This is a genomic window from Streptomyces mesophilus, assembly GCF_040300965.1.
Taxonomy (GTDB): Bacteria; Actinomycetota; Actinomycetes; order Streptomycetales; family Streptomycetaceae; genus Streptomyces; species Streptomyces mesophilus_A.
In genome coordinates, this window is record NZ_JBEPEW010000108.1 from 1 (window position 1) to 15,740 (window position 15,740).

A 15,740-nucleotide genomic window follows, 5' to 3' on the forward strand; every position below is an offset into this window, starting at 1 on the left:
CGGACCGCGTCACGCGGCACACCGCGAAGCAGCAGCGCCACGTTGTCGCCCGCCTGCGCCTCGTCCATCGGCTTGCCGAAGGTCTCGAGACCGGTGACGACCGACTCGACCTCCGCGCCGAGCACCTGCACCCGGTCGCCGACGTGCACGGTGCCGCGCTCGACGGCGCCCGTGACGACCGTGCCGCGGCCGGTGATGGTCAGCACGTTCTCGACGGGCAGCAGGAACGGCGCGTCGACATACCGCTCCGGCATCGGGACGTAGGTGTCCACCGCGTCGAGCAGCGCCTCGATCGACGCCGTCCAACGCGGGTCGCCCTCAAGGGCCTTGAGCCCGGACACCGGTACGACCGGCACCGCGTCCCCGTCGTACCCGTTCTGCGCGAGCAGGTCGCGGACCTCGAGCTCGACGAGCTCGATCAGCTCTGCGTCCTTGCCGTCGGCGAACGCGTCGGCCTTGTTGAGCGCGACCACGATGTGGTCGACCCCGACCTGACGCGCGAGCAGCACGTGTTCGGCGGTCTGCGGCATGATCCCGTCGGCGGCGGAGACGACGAGGATCGCCCCGTCGAGCTGCGCCGCGCCGGTGACCATGTTCTTGATGTAGTCGGCGTGGCCGGGCATGTCGACATGCGCGTAGTGCCTGGTGTCGGTCTCGTACTCGACATGCGCGATGTTGATGGTGATGCCGCGCGCGGCCTCCTCCGGGGCCTTGTCGATCCGGTCGAACGGAACGAACGTGCCGGTCCCCCGCTCGGCGAGCACCTTGGTGATCGCGGCGGTCAGCGTGGTCTTGCCGTGGTCGACGTGGCCCATGGTGCCGATGTTGAGGTGGGGCTTGGTGCGCACGTATGCCGTCTTGGGCATGGCTGCCTGTCCTTCTGGAACTCCCCTGAGCACAGGGGGCGTTGATGGCCTTCCGCGCCGGTTGTCAGTCGGCTTGCCGTGTGCGGCGGAAGACGGGGACCCCTCGGATCGGACCGACCCTCCCCCTCTGGGGTCCGCCGGAGAATGTCCGGGGAGGTCAGCGTCGGACGCCGTCGAAGGCGTCGAAGGCGTCGACGAGAAGATCGGCAGCCAGGCCTGCGGCTGCGACGGCTGCCTCGAGTGCAGCGGCCTGGAAACCGGCAGCCCGAGCAGCGCCCGCGACTGCGGGCGTAGCTGCGAAGGTGGCGTGCCGGAACATGCTGTGATCTTCTACCGTCGGCGCACGCGCGTCCAACGATTTATCGTCAGCCGTGTTTTCAGGGGGAGTTGGCATGCCGAACCGCTGGGTGGGAGTGACCGTCGACTGTCTGGACGTGGAGCGCGTGGCGGCGTTCTGGAGCGTCCTGCTCGACCGCCCGAAGGGCCCGTCGATGCCCGGCTGGATCTACCTCGGCCATGTGGACGACCCGCAGCCGCGGCTCGTGTTCCAGCCGGTGACCGAGCCGCAGCAGGGCAAGGTACGGCTCCATCTGGACGTGCTGGTGGACGACATCGACGAGGGGGTGGCCCAAGTCCTCGCTCTCGGCGGCACGTTCACCGGCGAGCGGCACGACTACGACGAGGGCGTGGTCCTGGTCATGGCCGATCCCGAGGGGCATGAGTTCTGCTTGTCGCAGTTCTACTGAGCCGTTCCAAACCGCTGAGCCGTTGCCGATCTGCTGAGCCGTTGCCGATATCTGCTGAGCCCCTCAGCCGCGCCCGATGTTCTTGAGGGCCTCCCGCACGGACAGCGGCGCGAGACGCCGCTCATGCTCGGTCACGAAGCCCCGTACGGCCTGCGCGTCCGTCTTGGCGTACTCCCGCAGACACCAGCCGATGGCCTTGCGGATGAAGAAGTCCGGGTGGCCGCTCTGCCGCAGGCAGTAGCCGAAGAGGCGGTCGGTGTCGGTCGCGTCCTTGTAGCGCAGCTGGTGCAGCAGAGCGGTACGCGCGATCCAGAGGTCGTCGTCCTCGATCCACTCGTCCATGTCGCGCTCGAGCCGCGCGTCCGCGGCCACGAGCCCGCCGACGACATGGGAGGCCAGCGCGTCGACCGTGTCCCACCACGGGACGGTGGAGACCAGATGCCGGGCGACCGGCAGGAAGCCGGACGAGCAGGACTTCACGTACCGGCGCAGATAGTCGACGGCGAAGTAGTGGTACTCCCGCTCGGGAAGCCGCCAGGCCCGCAGCGCCACGGCCGTGCAGTCCGTCTCGTCCGGCCGCGGCAGCCCTTCGAGCACGGTCCTGGACAGCGCCTTGCGCTCGGGGGACGCAATCCCGAGAAAGGGGGTGACCCCTTTCATATACGCGGCCATCCGCTCACCGCTCTGCGCATCCGCGCTCTTCCCGTACGTCGGAACGAGACGTTCCAGTACGAGATCGGCCAGCTCACTGGCCGGAATCGGAAGTGAGCCGGACGCTGCGGTCGCGGCACGCCGAGCACTCATGACACGTACCCCATGAAGTGATGAGACAGAGACAGCACAGTCCTGAGACAGGGATGAGACGCAGACTACGGCGATCAGTGCGGTTTGTCGGTTAGTCTCCCCGGATGTTGGACTCCGTCACGCGACCTGCGACGAGCTCCCCGCTCGTGGCGCCTGCCCCTGGCGATGCGGCGTTCGCCGTCCGCTGCGGCAGAGCGCTGCTCTCGCCGTGGTCGCGGCTCGGGCTGCTCGTGCTGCTGCTCGCGGCCGCGGGTACGGGCGTCCTCGTCCTCGAACCTCAGCGCCTGCTCGCCGATGGCTGGCCGCCGCAGGTCGGCGGCGCGGCCGCGGTGGTGCTCTTCGCCGTCGCGTACGGCGTGTGCACGGCGGCCTTCGTTCCCCGGCCGCTCCTCAATCTCGCCGCCGGTGCGCTCTTCGGCGCACAGGCGGGACTCGTGGGCGCGATCGCCGGCACGGTGCTCGGTGCGGGTATCGCCTTCGGCCTCGGCCGCATCCTCGGGCAGGACGCCCTGCGTCCGCTGCTGCGCGGCCGCATCGTCCACGCCGTCGACGGGCAGCTCAGCCGGCACGGCTTCCGCTCGATGCTCGCGGCACGCCTCTTCCCCGGGGTCCCCTTCTGGGCGGCGAACTACTGCGCGGCGATCTCCCGGATGCGCTGGACCCCGTTCCTCCTGGCCACCGGGCTCGGCTCGATCCCCAACACCGCCGCCTACGTCATCGCCGGCAGCCAGGCGTCGACACCCACCTCGCCCGCCTTTCTCATCGCGATGGGCTTCATCACCGTGACCGCCCTCGCCGGGGCGATCGTCGCCTGGTGCAAGCGCCACCGGCTGCGCGGCCACTGATCCGGGCCGGGTGCGCGCGGCCCGCGGGCCGGGGTGTGCACTGGGCCCGGGCCGGGTGCGCGCGTCGCGCGGGCCGGGGCGCGCACGGGGTCCGGGCCGGGGGCGCACGTCGCGCGGGCCGGGGCGCGCACGGAGCGTCCGCCCGATGACGCTACGCTGCACGGGGCAACCGCATGATCACCCGAGAACCCTCACGTTCGATGTACGGGGATCGTCGACCGCCCAGGACCACAGCCCCCGCAGCGCCTGGCCCGCACCTATGCCGGTCGGCTCGAGACCAGTACTTGGACGGCGTAGTACATGTCTTGGTTCGAATCCCTGATCCTTGGACTCGTCCAGGGACTCACGGAGTTCCTCCCGATCTCCTCCAGCGCCCATCTGCGCCTGACCGCCGCGTTCGCCGGCTGGCACGACCCGGGCGCGGCGTTCACGGCGATCACGCAGATCGGCACCGAGACCGCCGTCCTGATCTACTTCCGCAAGGACATCGCGCGCATCGTCTCGGCCTGGTTCCGCTCGCTCACGAACAAGGAGCTGCGCGGCGACCACGACGCCCAGATGGGCTGGTTCGTGATCGTCGGCTCGATCCCGATCGGCGTCCTCGGCGTCACGTTCAAGGACCAGATCGAGGGCCCCTTCCGCGATCTGCGGCTGATCGCCACGACCCTGATCGTCATGGGCATCGTCCTCGGCATCGCCGACCGCCTCGCGGCCCGCGACGAGACCGGCGGCCGCCATCGCGCGGTCAAGGTCCGCAAGACGCTCAACGACCTGGGCGTCAGGGACGGCCTCATCTACGGCATCTGCCAGGCCATGGCCCTGATCCCCGGTGTCTCCCGCTCGGGCGCCACGATCAGCGGCGGCCTCCTCATGGGCTACACCCGCGAGGCAGCCGCCCGCTACTCGTTCCTCCTCGCGATCCCCGCGGTCCTGGCCTCGGGCCTCTTCGAACTCAAGGACGCGGGCGAGGGCGGCCATGTCTCCTGGGGCCCGACGATCTTCGCCACGATCGTCGCCTTTGTGGTGGGTTACGCGGTCATCGCATGGTTCATGAAATTCATCACGACCAAGTCCTTCATGCCCTTCGTCTACTACCGCGTCGCCCTCGGCATCCTCCTCTTCATCCTGGTGAGCATGGGCGTCCTGAGCCCGCATGCGGGGGAATCGGCGGGGTGATCGGGGCAGTTGGCGGGCTCACCGGGGGCCTCACGGCTGGAGCTGGGTAGCTCCCGTCAGCCCGACTCAGCACCCGTTTCCACAGTTCGGCTCCCAGTTCGCCTCCCATTCGATCCACCAACGCGAGGCGATCGCACGAGAGGGTCCCCACGATTGCGGGGACCCTCTCGTGCGATCTCGGACCGGAGTGGGCGCGGCACACCTCGGCCATCGGCATCGAGCTTGCCCCTGAGGATGAAGACCGGGTGCACTGGGCGGATCCACTCGGCAGGGCGTTGCCTGCCGGGCAGGGTCCTTCCCGATGCTGAACGGGGCTTCGGCCGCATAGCATCGGTGACGGCGGCGAGTAGCGAGGAGACGAGAGCATGAGCGAGCCGGTCGACCCCTACGAGCTGCGTGCCCGACAGCTCCGCATCCTGGCCGGCCTGCACCGGAAGAGGGCGGACGAGCTGGAGATGACAGCACAAGCGGGACTGGCAGCCCGATCCATGCGCAAGCTCACGGAGGTGCTGACCGAGGCGGAGGTGCGGGAGATCGCCGAGCACCCGGACTTGGCCGAACTGAACGTCCAGCTGGACGGGTACTACGAGGACCCGGAGCACTAACCCACCACGTGACAACCCCCGGAGGCTCAGGAGCGGGGCCGCGCCGTGTCTCAGCTCAGCATTTCTCCGCGTGCAGATACTCCGCCATCGCCGTCGTATCCACCGACGGATCAGTCATCGACTCCTCCAAGAGGATCCCCACGGCTTCCGGGCCCGCCGTATCCATCAGGTCGCACAATTCCGCCCGCGACTTCGCTTCCAGCGTCTCCCACGCCGCGTCATAAATCGCCTGGTCCGCAGCAGCATCGAGGAAGTCGCCCTTGTGACCGCCGAGGACTTCCCCGACGGCTTTGGCGTACTCGTCGTCGGTGAGCTCGGCGCACTCCGGCGCGACCGAGCGGTCCTCTCGGAGGCCGTGCTCGTAGTCCTGTTCCAGGAGCGACTTGCAGTGCTCGAAGGTGTACATGGGTGTGTCTGCCTTCGGTGTCGCCCTGGGCTTCGAGTCGGCCTTGCCGTTACCTGAGCTGGAGCAGCCGACGAGTGCGAGGCAGGCGGCGGTGAGTAAGCAGGTGATGGTGCGGCGCATGGTCCCCCCCAATGTGGATGGGCGGGATCGTAGCGACCCAGTCATGTCCGGCATGACGGTTTCGCTCGATCTGGGGCATTGTCAGTGCCACCCGCCGCACTGCCGGTCATGGGGGTCACGTACGCGGTTCACGGGGCCAGCCACGCCGAGTGCCTGGCCACTCCCGCTCGAGCGTCAGCTGCGCCGGGTCTGCAACCGGTGCTCACGCCGCGGCAGTCGAGCGACGACCGGTGGATCGCACGGGCGGCGCCGAAGCCATGAGGTCCCGCACCCCGTCGTTCTGGACTGCGGACTAGGAGCACCGGCCAGTGCGGGACCCCGTCCGTTGACGCATGCCGTAGGGCCCGGCCTCCGCGCCCTGCGGTTGCGGGGCTGACGCGACGTAGGCGAGCGCGAGCCCCCGCACCTACCCCTGGTCGCAGTCGAAGAGCCCCAACTGCCCCGCCGTCCGGGACGCGCCCCCGCCGCCCACGTCGAGAACCGTCTGGCCCGGCAGTGGAGGCGCGACCGGTGCCTTCAGGCTCCCCGGGCACGAGGTGAGTCCGTGCCGGAGCGTGGTCGGAGGGTCGTGGCGGGCGAGGACGCCACCGACGACGGCGATCGAGCGGGCGCAATGCGGGCACGGACGGCGCGGGCTACGACTCATGGTCCGTAGCCTCTCAGGCCCGCGTCCGGTGCGCAGAGCAGGCCGCTCCGTACTCACCCCCGCTCGGCGCCCGTCACCTCCACCACCAACTGCACCGCCCGGTGGAGCACCCCGACCTCACGGCTCGTCAGGTTCGGGTCGGCGGCCCTGCGCAGCCGGGCCTGTGCCAGGAACCCGGTGCCGGCGTCACCCAGGTCGATCGCCCGGTCGCGTCGCTCGAGCATCGCGGTCAGGCCCGCCCGCGCGACGGAGGCCTCCACGCCGGGGGTCACGGCCACCTGGGCCAGGATCAGGGCCGACATGGCCCAGTCGAGGCCCGGCGGTCCCTCTTCGACATTGCCCCAGTCGATGACCATCGGCCCACGGGGGGTGAGCATCACGTTGTCCGGGTGCAGATCGAGGTGGAGCACCCGCCGGCCCGCGTCCTCCGAGAGCCGGGCCGGAATCGTATGGAGCCGCTGCAGCAGCGCCGCCAGCATCGCGCCGGCCGCTTTGCCGGTGATTCCCCCTTGCCACAGCGCCTCGCGCATCGAAGGTCCGGACAGACGCTCCATCACCAGATCGCTGCGCGTCGATGCGAGGTCTCCGGCGTGGGTGTGCGGGCGGAGTTTCGGCACCGGATACCCGTGCTCCGCGAGGTACGCCATCACGACCGCTTCCGCCGCCGCGTCACCACCGCCCCGGTACCGGCGCAGCACCCAGGCGTCATCCAGCGCGTACACGTCGGCCGAGCGGCCGACGCCCAGCAACTCCCCCGCATCCATGGCGCAAAGCGTACTGATGACGCGCCCTCGCCGAGACGCTCCGCTCATCTCGGCTCCGGGCTGCCGCCTCCTCGGACAGGGCGTGTGTCCTGCGGTGTCAGCAACGTCTCGTAGTGCGCTGACCGTTCGTCGAAGCGGGCCAGGACCGCTCGCGCCTCGGCCGGTACGTGGGCGACTTCGTAGTCCTCGCCGACGAACTGCCGTACGGCGTCCAGTGAGTCGAAGTACATGATCGTGGAGAACTCGACCTCACCCTCGACCTCACCCTCACCCTCGCCCTCGCTCCCGGCGAGCGGGCGCCGCAGCAGATAGGCACCGTGGTAGCCGGGCAGCTTGCGTTCCGCGATCGCCGGCAGGACCTGTGTGCTGACGATGGACTCGTACGCGTCGGCGTTCCCGGGAGTCGTCCACCCTCGCCAGATTCTAACGATCATGAGCTCAGGATATCGGCGGACAACGACAGCGGCGCAGACAACTCCCTTACGATTCCTTGCCGTTGGCGCGACGTCGCGTGTCCCCGTCCGCAGCGCTTGCCATCGAGCGCACTCCAACTCCTAGACTCACGGCCCCACCCACCCCGGCCCCGACGGAGTCCCACCATGCGCTACCGCGTGCTCGGCAAGACCGGTATCGAGGTCAGCACCCACTGCCTCGGCACCATGATGTTCGGTGCCGTCGGCAACCCCGACCACGAGGACAGCGCGCGGATCATCCACGCCGCGCTCGACGCCGGGATCAACTTCGTGGACACCGCCGACATGTACTCCGCCGGCGAGAGCGAGGAGATCGTCGGGAAGGCGCTCAAGGGGCGGCGCGACGATGTGGTGCTCGCGACGAAGGTGCACTTTCCGCTCGGGGAAGGACGCAACCGGAGCGGGAACTCGAGGCGTTGGATCGTCAGGGCCGTCGAGGACAGCCTGCGCCGCCTGGACACCGACTGGATCGATGTCTATCAGGTGCACCGGCCGGATCACACCACGGAGATCGAGGAGACGCTGTCCGTGCTCACCGACCTGGTGCGGGCGGGCAAGATCCGTACGTTCGGGTGCTCCACCTTCCCCGCCGAGGATCTCGTCGAGGCGCACCACGTCGCCGAACGGCGCGGTCTGATGCGCCTGCGCACCGAGCAGCCGCCGTACTCCCTGCTCGCGCGCGGGATCGAACGGGCCGTACTGCCCACCGCGCAGCGCCTCGGCATGGGCGTACTGACCTGGTCGCCGCTCGCGTCCGGATTCCTCTCGGGCGCGCAGCGCGAGGGCCGGCCCGTCGACCTCACCACCGGCCGCGCCAAGCTCACCCCGCACCGCTTCGACCCGGCCGTCCCGGGCAACGCGGCGAAGTTCGCGGCCGTCGAGCAACTCGTCGCGCTCGCCGAGGACATCGGCTGCACCCTGCCCGAACTCGCCGTCGCGTTCCCGCTCGTCCACCCCGCCGTCACCTCGGTCATCATCGGCCCGCGCACGATGGACCAGCTGACTTCGCTGCTCGAGGGAGCCGAGCTGCTCCTCGACGACGCCGCTCTCGACCGTATCGACGAGATCGTGGCCCCCGGCACCGATCTCTACCGGGCCGACGGCGTCTGGCAGCCCCCGGCCCTCACCGACCCCGCCCTGCGCCGCCGCCCGACCGGCGAACGGGCATCTGCAGGCTGATAGTTCACCTGCTCGGGCGAGGTGAACGGGCGGCCGGCCGGCCGCTCGTTCACCCACCCGAAAGTGCACACCACCTGATCCCTGCACGCCTCTTGGCTACGGCACCGGCGCCCCCGAGACTGACCCGATGACGCAGCGCGTGGATCTCTCGAATCTGATGGACCGCTTGGCCATCGACTCACTGATCACCGATTACGCCAACATCGTCGACGACGGCGACTGGGCCGCGTATCCCGGGATCTTCACTCAGGACGGCCGGGCCGACTACACCTCCTCCGGCGGCGAGGAGGGCACGGCACAGGAGATGGCCGCCTGGCTGGAGCAGACGCTGCAGCTGTTCGCGATGCGGCAGCACCTGATCGTCAACCGGAAGATCCGTTTCGAGGTCCTCGACGGGAACGCCGGTGACACGGCCGCCGCCCAGGCCGATATGTACAACCCGATGCGGATGGGCGACGACGGCGGCCCGCCGGACCTCGAATGCGGCGCCCGCTACGCCTTCACGTTCCGTCGTACGGATGCGGGCTGGCGCATCTCGGAACTCGTCGTCCATGAGAAGTGGCGCCGGATGAAGCCGCCCACCAGGGAGGGCCTCGACTAGGCGGTGCCCCGTGCGACGGGAGCTGCCGTCAGCGTTCTGAGGCCGCTCCCGGCAGGCCCGCCTGCAGCGAGTCGAGAAGCCGGCTGAGGTCGGCCAGCTGTTCGCGGCCCATCGCCCCGAACGCTTCCCGCAGCGCCTGCTCCCCCGCCGCGGTGCCCGCGGCCAGCGCCTTGACGCCCGCCGGAGTCAGGCGCACCAGCTTGGAGCGGGCGTCGCCGGGGTCTGCCGCCCGCTCGATGAGCCCTTCGCGTTCCAGCGCCTCGACGGACTGGGTGACCGACCGGGCGGCCTGTCCGAGCTCCCGCGCCAGCGCCGTCTGCTTGATCGCTCCTCTGCGCTCGACCACCTGCAAGACCTTGGTACGCGCCAGGGACAGTCCGCCGGCCGCCATGCTGTCGTCGACCGCCTTGCGCAGACGGTGCCCCAGCGAGAGGTAGCGCAGTCCGACGTCGACGGCCGTGACCTCGCGGTCGCTGATGGCCATGGTGCCTCCGGGCTCTCCGTACACGGTTCGTGAGGTACCTCATCAACTGCTACATTGATGAGGTACCTCAACATTACCTTGAGCAGGGAGCCCCCATGAGCGCGCAGCCCGTCATCGTCATGACCGGAGCGACGAACGGCATGGGCCGACTCGCCGCGCTGGACCTGGCCCGCAGGGGCGCCCGCCTCGGCGTGGTCGCCCGCAGCGAGTCGAAGGCCGAGTCGCTGCGCCAGGAGATCGAGCGGGCCGCGCCCGGAACGCCTGTCGATGTCTTCCTCGCCGACCTGTCCCTGCTCGCCGAGACGCGACGGGCCGGCGAGGACATCGCCGCGCACTATCCGCGGATCGACGTCCTGGTCAACAACGCGGGTCTGCACGCCTTCTCCCAGCGGGTCACCGCCGAGGGGTACGCCGAGATGACCGCCGTGAACTACCTCGCCCCCTGGGTGCTCACCGAGACCCTGCGCGACCGGCTCATCGCCTCCGCCCCCGCACGGATCGTCACCGTCGCCTCACGGGCCTCGCAGCGCGCCGACACCCTTGACCCGCGCGGCGATCCGGCCGATATCGCGGACTTCACCCGCCGCGGATCGAGCAAGCTGTACGGCCGCTCCAAGCTGATGGACATCATGTTCACCCAGGAACTCGGCCGTCAGCTCAAGGACACCGGCGTCGCGGTCACCTGCTGCTGCCCGGGCTTCAACGCCACCGGCCTGGGGCGTGAACTCCCGCTCGCCGGAGCCCTGGAGAAGGTCCTCACCGCGCTGAGGATCGGCGACCCGCAGCAGGGCGCCGACATCATCGTGAAACTCGCGACCGCACCCGAGTTCGCCGGCAGCTCCGGTGGCTACTTCGCCGCCAGGACCGCCCAGCCCTTGGAGTGCCCCGAGGCCGGGCGGGGCGAGGAGGTTCAGCGAGCCCTGTGGGAGGCGACGTACGAACTCGTCCACAGCTTCAGGTAAGCGCCGCAGGGCGGCAGGGTGACCTGCCGGATGCCGGACGGGCCCGGCCCAACCCGCACGCGCTCTGTCCGAGATCGTCCCGAACGCGCACACTGGAGCCATCGACCGGCGTCCGGGGGCGAGGGAGGCGCGGTATGGCCAGCTCTGCGGGTGCGCGGGAGGGCTTCGCGCGGCGGCTTCGCTCCCCTTGGTGGCGCGGTCTGGCCGCCGTGGCGGCGGGCGCGCTGCCCGCGCTCGCGTTCCCCGAGCCGAACTGGTGGTGGTTCGCCTGGGTCGCGCTCGTGCCCTGGATGCTCCTGGTCCGCTCGGCGCCGAGCGGCCGGCGGGCCGGTCTCGACGGCTGGCTCGGCGGGACCGGGTTCATGCTCGCGATGCATCACTGGCTCGCCCCGAACCTCCATGTGTTCACCGTGGTCATCGCCGCACTGCTCGGGTTGCTGTGGCTGCCCTGGGGCCGGCTCGTACGGCATCTGCTCGGTGGCGCACCCTCCCGCAGAAGGTCCGCGGCCGCGCTCGCCGTGCTTCCTTCGGCCTGGCTGGTCGTCGAACTCGTCCGGTCCTGGGAGGGGTTGGGCGGCCCTTGGGCACTGCTCGGGTCCAGCCAGTGGCAGCTCGAACCGGCCCTGCGGCTCGCTTCCCTCGGCGGCGTCTGGCTGGTCACGCTGGTGATCGTCGCCGTGAACACGGGAGTTGTGCTGCTGCTCGCGCACCCGCCCGCACGTGTCCCGGCGATCAGCGGCATCGCGCTCATGGCCGTTGTCACGACGGCCGCCTGGATCTGGGCGCCGCGCCCCCAGGAGACCGGCCGCATACGGGTCGCCCTCGTCCAGCCCGGCATCGTGAACGGACCGGGTGCCGGCGGCAATCGGTTCGACCGCGAGGAGGCCCTGACCCGCACGCTCGTGGGCCGCGATGTGGACCTCGTCGTCTGGGGCGAGAGCAGTGTCGGCTTCGACCTCGCCACCCGCGCGGACCTCGCCGACCGGCTCGCGCGCCTGTCCCGCGAAGTCGGCGCCGAGATCCTCGTGAACGTGGACGCACGGCGCTCGGACAAGCCCGGCATCTTCAAATCCTCGGTGCTGATCGGGCCCGACGGACCGACCGGCGACCGCTACGACAAGATGCGCCTCGTACCGTTCGGGGAGTACGTGCCGGCGCGGTCCCTGCTCGGCTGGGCGACCTCGGTCGGTGAGGCCGCCGGCGAGGACCGCAGGCGCGGCACGGCGCACGTGGTGATGCCGATCGGCGAGGGGTGGACGGTCGGCCCGCTGGTCTGCTTCGAGTCCGCGTTCCCCGACATGAGCCGCCAACTGACCCGCCGCGGCGCCCAGTTGCTGCTCGCCCAGTCGGCCACGTCGACGTTCCAGGCCAGCTGGGCGCCCGAGCAGCACGCCTCGCTCGCGGCGATGCGCGCCGCCGAGAACGGCCGCCCCATGGTGCACGCCACCTTGACAGGCGTCTCCGCGGTGTACGCCGCCGACGGTTCCCGTATCGGCGAAGCACTCGGCACCGAGGAGCGCGCAGCCGGGGTGTACGACATCACGCTGACCTCGGGCACGACCCCGTTCGTACGCCTCGGGGACTGGGCCGTGTACGCGGCCCTGACCGTCCTCGCCGTGCTGCTCGCCTTCGAAGGCGCCCGGGCGTTCAGGCAGCCTGTTCCGATACGCTCCGCACGATCCGCTCGCACAGCTCATGAGTCGCCAGCGCATCCCGGGCGCTGAGCGGCTTGCCGGCGCGGACCGCGTCGACGAACGCCAGCACCACCTGCTCGATACCGCGCTGGCGCGCCACCGGCACCCAGTCGCCGCGCCGCCGCACGGTCGGCTGGCCCTTGTGGTCGATGACCTCGGCGAGGTTGCGCACCTCGCGCTTGGTGTCCTGGCCGGAGACCTCGAGGATCTCCTCGGTCGAACCGCTCAGGCGGTTCATGATGCCGAGCGCGGTGAACCCGTCGCCGGCCAGCTGCAGCACCACATGGTGCATCAGACCGTCCTGCACCCGGGCACGCACCGTGACGTCGTCGACCGGCCCGGGGACCAGGAAGCGCAGGGTGTCGACCACATGGATGAAGTCGTCGAGCACCATGGTGCGGATGTCCTCGGGCAGCCCGACCCGGTTCTTCTGCAGCACGATCAGCTCGCGCGGATGCTCGGCGCACTGCGCGTAGCCAGGGGCGTAGCGGCGGTTGAAGCCGACGGCGAGCGAGACACCGCGCTCCTCGGCGAGCTCCACGAGCCGCTCGGATTCGGCCAGTTCATAGGCGAGGGGCTTGTCGACATACGTGGCGACGCCCGCCTCGAGGAGCCGGGTCACGATCTCGGGGTGCACGGCGGTCGGCGCGTGCACGAACGCCGCGTTAAGGCCCACCGCGAGCAGCGAGTCGAGGTCGGCGTGCAGCTGCTCGGCGGCGATGCGGTGGGTGGCACCGACCCGCTCGAGGGTCTGGGGGCTGCGGGTCTGCAGGTGCAGCTCGGTGTCGGGCAGGGTGGTCAGCACCGGAAGATAGGCCTTCTGCGCGATGTCGCCCAGACCGATGCAACCGACCTTCACGATGACTCTCCCTGCCTAGAACTGCATTGACCTGCATTGACCTGCACGCCGCCAGCCTGCCTAGCGACTTTTCGCAGCATACGTGGCCTGCGGCGGCTGCCAGTCCGCGATGGACTCGAAGCTCTTGAGCATCAGGTTCGGGCCGAGCCGCGAGACCGTGGCGATCAGCGCGTTGCGGGCCGCGACGAGGGGGACGCTGCTGACCATCTCGAGCCGTGCGGTCCTGGCCGCCTGTCGCAGGATCTCCATGGTGCGCGGCAGCCTGTCACGTGTGTACGCGTCCAGGTCCAGGCCCGGGTCCCTCGCGTCGCCCGCATGGTGGGCCAGCACGATGGCGTCCTCGATGGCCTGGTTGCCGCCCTGTCCGAGCATGGGCACCATCGCGTGCGCGGCGTCGCCGAGCAGCGCGACCCGGCCGCGGTGGTAGGCGGGCAGGGCGGTGGCCATGTGGTGGACGTCGTGGCGCAGCACCTGGCCGGGCCGGGCGGCCGCGAGGATGGCGGGGACGGGGTGGTGCCAGCCGGCGAACATCCGGTGCAGCTCGGCCAGTTCACCGTCCGCCGCACGCTCGCCCTCGGGTGCGCGGGCAGCGGCGTACGCGTACGTGCGGCCGCCCTTGAGCGGCTGGGTGCCCCAGATCCGTCCCCTGCCCCAGGTCTCGTGCGGCGCGAACGCCTCCTGCGGGGTGGGTACCACCACCCGCCAGGTCGTGTATCCCGAGGACACGGGTCCGGGGTGCTCGGGGAAGATCACACCCCGCACACCCGACCGCACCCCGTCGGCGCCGACGACCAGCTCCGCCTCGTACTCGCCTTGCTCGGTGGTCACGACCGCCGCCCGGCCCGGGCCTCCCATCGCGCTCAGTCGGGCCGCGCTCGCGGTGCGCAGCACCCCTGCCGGCAGCGCGGAGGCAAGCACGTCGACCAGATCGGCCCGGTGCACGGCGACCAGCGATCCGTCGAACTTGTCCGCCATCTCCGCGACATCGGTACGCGCCAGCCAGCGCCCGCCCGGAGACCGCATCCCGCCCTGGCCGCCCTGCCAGGCGCCGAGGTCACGGACCTGGTCACCGAGGCCGATGACGTCGAGGGCGCGCTGCGAGTTGGGCGAGAGTCCGATGCCGGCGCCCACCGGTTCGAGCGATGCGGCGCGCTCCAGGACCGTGACGGTCCAGCCGCGCTGATGCAGGGCGATCGCGGCGGTCAGGCCGCCGATGCCGCCACCGATGACAAGGGCACGGGACATGGGAACTCCTCGGGTCCGCCGGAGCCGGTGGGCAGGAGACACCTCCCGGCACTACAGCTGTAGTCCGAACGCCATGACCGTACTACACATGTAGTGGGAACGGGTAGGGTGGCCGTCATGGCAGCACCAAGGACCGGCGCCCCGCGCGCCGAACTCATCGCCGACACCGCACTCGACCTGCTCGCCGAGCGGGGGATGCGCGGGCTGACGCACCGGGCCGTCGACGAGGCGGCCGGCCTGCCCCAGGGGTCGACGTCGAATTACGCGCGCACCCGGCTCGCGCTACTCGAAGCGGCGGTGCGGCGGCTCGCCGAGCGCGAGGCGCAGGTGCTCGCGCCCGAGGAGCTGCCGGTGCCGGGGATGGACTCCGTCGCGGCCGGGCTCGCCCTTGCCCTGCACCGCTATCTGACGCGGCAGCCGCAGCTGATGGTCGCCCGCTACGAGTTGGCGCTCGAGGCGACGCGGCGCCCGGAGCTGCGCGCCTTCTACGACGAGGCGGGCCGGCGCTTCCGTGAACCGATCACGGCACTGTTGCGCGCGGCGGGCTCGGCCGATCCCGAGCGTCACACGCTCTCGCTCGTGGCCTGGTGCGAGGGCGTGATGTTCTCCTGCGCCGCGGGCTCGTTCCACGCCTCGGCGCCCACGCTCGAGGAACTCACGCTGGGCATGAACGAGTTGCTGGCCGGAATGCTCGATCACCGCTGAGCCCCATCACCCATGTGGGGCAACCTGCGCTCGTCAGCTCCCCAAAAGGGCACTGAACCAGCAGAGTTGCGCGAGTGCATCGAACCACCCGAGCCGCGCTGCTCGTCTCCCTCACGGTCACGGCCGTCTCCGGCTGCGTCGCCGTCCGGTCACCCGCCGCACCGACCGCCACCCCACCGGGCCCGGCTTCGGCGCCCGCGGCGAAGGGCGGCGCCGAGCACCGGATCGTGCAGGCCCCGGCCCACGAGGCGCTCCAGCGCATCCACGCCGAGGAGCGGCGGCAGGAGCGCCCCGGGACCATACGGACGCCGGCTGTCCGGCCCGATGCCGTACGCGAATCGACGCGTTCCGCCGTACGGGGACCAGGGACCGATGCCGTACGAGGTCCGGTCACCGAGTCCCGTAAGGACACCCGCTCCGTCACGCCGCACGCGCAGGAACCCCCGGCACCGCCGTCGGCGGATGTGTGCGCACTCGGCGAGCAGTACGGCGGCTGGGCGTCCGACAGCCCGCAGGCGCAGATCTGCCGGAACACCTACGGAGGTTGAGCCGACCACCGC

Annotated in this window: 19 protein-coding genes; 10 read left to right on the forward strand and 9 right to left on the reverse strand. The window is 70.6% G+C overall.

Annotated elements, in window-relative coordinates; all coding sequences use genetic code 11:
• A partial coding sequence (locus ABT367_RS29585; RefSeq protein WP_352256327.1) for an elongation factor Tu occupies window positions 1-866 on the reverse strand: 866 nt, incomplete at its 3' end.
• Window positions 867-1,258: 392 nt separating this feature from the next.
• Between ABT367_RS29585 and ABT367_RS29590 the strand changes: the two genes are divergently transcribed.
• A complete protein-coding gene (locus ABT367_RS29590; RefSeq protein WP_352256328.1) occupies window positions 1,259-1,612 on the forward strand; it encodes a VOC family protein in 354 nt (117 codons plus the stop codon).
• A gap of 63 nt (window positions 1,613-1,675) precedes the next feature.
• Here ABT367_RS29590 and ABT367_RS29595 read toward each other — a convergent pair whose 3' ends face one another.
• The gene (locus tag ABT367_RS29595) at window positions 1,676-2,416 is read right to left on the reverse strand and encodes a DNA alkylation repair protein (protein WP_352256329.1); all 741 of its coding nucleotides are present in this window, start codon (window positions 2,414-2,416) and stop codon (window positions 1,676-1,678) included.
• Between the two features lie 104 nt (window positions 2,417-2,520).
• On the opposite strand from ABT367_RS29595, the gene ABT367_RS29600 reads away from it, so the two are divergent.
• The 3 genes from ABT367_RS29600 to ABT367_RS29610 all read left to right on the forward strand — a co-directional run bounded on the left by ABT367_RS29600 (window position 2,521) and on the right by ABT367_RS29610 (window position 5,042).
• Window positions 2,521-3,261 (forward strand): TVP38/TMEM64 family protein, encoded by a 741-nt coding sequence (locus ABT367_RS29600; protein ID WP_352256330.1) that lies wholly within the window; start codon window positions 2,521-2,523, stop codon window positions 3,259-3,261.
• Between the two features lie 300 nt (window positions 3,262-3,561).
• Window positions 3,562-4,437, forward strand: a complete 876-nt coding sequence (locus ABT367_RS29605) for an undecaprenyl-diphosphate phosphatase (RefSeq protein ID WP_352256331.1) — start codon at window positions 3,562-3,564, stop codon at window positions 4,435-4,437.
• A 365-nt stretch (window positions 4,438-4,802) separates the two neighbouring features.
• Window positions 4,803-5,042, forward strand: coding sequence for a hypothetical protein (locus tag ABT367_RS29610; RefSeq protein WP_352256332.1), 240 nt, complete (start codon window positions 4,803-4,805; stop codon window positions 5,040-5,042).
• 55 nt (window positions 5,043-5,097) lie between these two features.
• Here ABT367_RS29610 and ABT367_RS29615 read toward each other — a convergent pair whose 3' ends face one another.
• The 4 genes from ABT367_RS29615 to ABT367_RS29630 form a co-directional block, all read right to left on the reverse strand.
• Window positions 5,098-5,568, reverse strand: a complete 471-nt coding sequence (locus ABT367_RS29615; RefSeq protein ID WP_352256333.1) for a hypothetical protein — start codon at window positions 5,566-5,568, stop codon at window positions 5,098-5,100.
• 406 nt (window positions 5,569-5,974) lie between these two features.
• A complete protein-coding gene (locus tag ABT367_RS29620) occupies window positions 5,975-6,214 on the reverse strand; it encodes a hypothetical protein (RefSeq protein WP_352256334.1) in 240 nt (79 codons plus the stop codon).
• Between the two features lie 53 nt (window positions 6,215-6,267).
• Window positions 6,268-6,978: a phosphotransferase gene (locus ABT367_RS29625; RefSeq protein WP_352256335.1), complete on the reverse strand. Its 711-nt coding sequence runs from the start codon at window positions 6,976-6,978 to the stop codon at window positions 6,268-6,270.
• Window positions 6,979-7,022: 44 nt separating this feature from the next.
• On the reverse strand, window positions 7,023-7,412 hold the full coding sequence (locus tag ABT367_RS29630) for an antibiotic biosynthesis monooxygenase (protein ID WP_352256336.1): 390 nt from the start codon (window positions 7,410-7,412) through the stop codon (window positions 7,023-7,025).
• 165 nt (window positions 7,413-7,577) lie between these two features.
• On the opposite strand from ABT367_RS29630, the gene ABT367_RS29635 reads away from it, so the two are divergent.
• Both ABT367_RS29635 and ABT367_RS29640 read left to right on the forward strand, forming a co-directional pair.
• Entirely contained in the window at window positions 7,578-8,630 is a 1,053-nt protein-coding gene (locus tag ABT367_RS29635; protein WP_352256337.1) for an aldo/keto reductase, read from the forward strand.
• A 127-nt stretch (window positions 8,631-8,757) separates the two neighbouring features.
• Complete coding sequence (locus ABT367_RS29640) at window positions 8,758-9,231, forward strand: nuclear transport factor 2 family protein (protein ID WP_352256338.1); 474 nt, start codon at window positions 8,758-8,760, stop codon at window positions 9,229-9,231.
• A 28-nt stretch (window positions 9,232-9,259) separates the two neighbouring features.
• On the opposite strand, the gene ABT367_RS29645 is transcribed toward ABT367_RS29640, so the two are convergent.
• Entirely contained in the window at window positions 9,260-9,715 is a 456-nt protein-coding gene (locus tag ABT367_RS29645) for a MarR family winged helix-turn-helix transcriptional regulator (RefSeq protein ID WP_352256339.1), read from the reverse strand.
• A 95-nt stretch (window positions 9,716-9,810) separates the two neighbouring features.
• On the opposite strand from ABT367_RS29645, the gene ABT367_RS29650 reads away from it, so the two are divergent.
• On the forward strand, window positions 9,811-10,677 hold the full coding sequence (locus ABT367_RS29650) for an SDR family NAD(P)-dependent oxidoreductase (RefSeq protein ID WP_352256340.1): 867 nt from the start codon (window positions 9,811-9,813) through the stop codon (window positions 10,675-10,677).
• A 134-nt stretch (window positions 10,678-10,811) separates the two neighbouring features.
• Window positions 10,812-12,401, forward strand: a complete 1,590-nt coding sequence (lnt, locus tag ABT367_RS29655) for an apolipoprotein N-acyltransferase (protein WP_352256341.1) — start codon at window positions 10,812-10,814, stop codon at window positions 12,399-12,401.
• Here the strand turns inward: lnt and ABT367_RS29660 are convergent.
• Both ABT367_RS29660 and ABT367_RS29665 read right to left on the reverse strand, forming a co-directional pair.
• A complete protein-coding gene (locus tag ABT367_RS29660; protein ID WP_352256342.1) occupies window positions 12,325-13,230 on the reverse strand; it encodes a Gfo/Idh/MocA family protein in 906 nt (301 codons plus the stop codon). The genes lnt and ABT367_RS29660 overlap by 77 nt on opposite strands.
• 60 nt (window positions 13,231-13,290) lie before the next feature.
• Complete coding sequence (locus ABT367_RS29665) at window positions 13,291-14,475, reverse strand: FAD-dependent monooxygenase (protein WP_352256343.1); 1,185 nt, start codon at window positions 14,473-14,475, stop codon at window positions 13,291-13,293.
• Between the two features lie 117 nt (window positions 14,476-14,592).
• Between ABT367_RS29665 and ABT367_RS29670 the strand changes: the two genes are divergently transcribed.
• Window positions 14,593-15,180, forward strand: a complete 588-nt coding sequence (locus ABT367_RS29670; protein WP_352256344.1) for a TetR/AcrR family transcriptional regulator — start codon at window positions 14,593-14,595, stop codon at window positions 15,178-15,180.
• A 74-nt stretch (window positions 15,181-15,254) separates the two neighbouring features.
• Window positions 15,255-15,728 (forward strand): hypothetical protein, encoded by a 474-nt coding sequence (locus tag ABT367_RS29675; RefSeq protein ID WP_352256345.1) that lies wholly within the window; start codon window positions 15,255-15,257, stop codon window positions 15,726-15,728.
• Window positions 15,729-15,740: the final 12 nt, after the last annotated feature.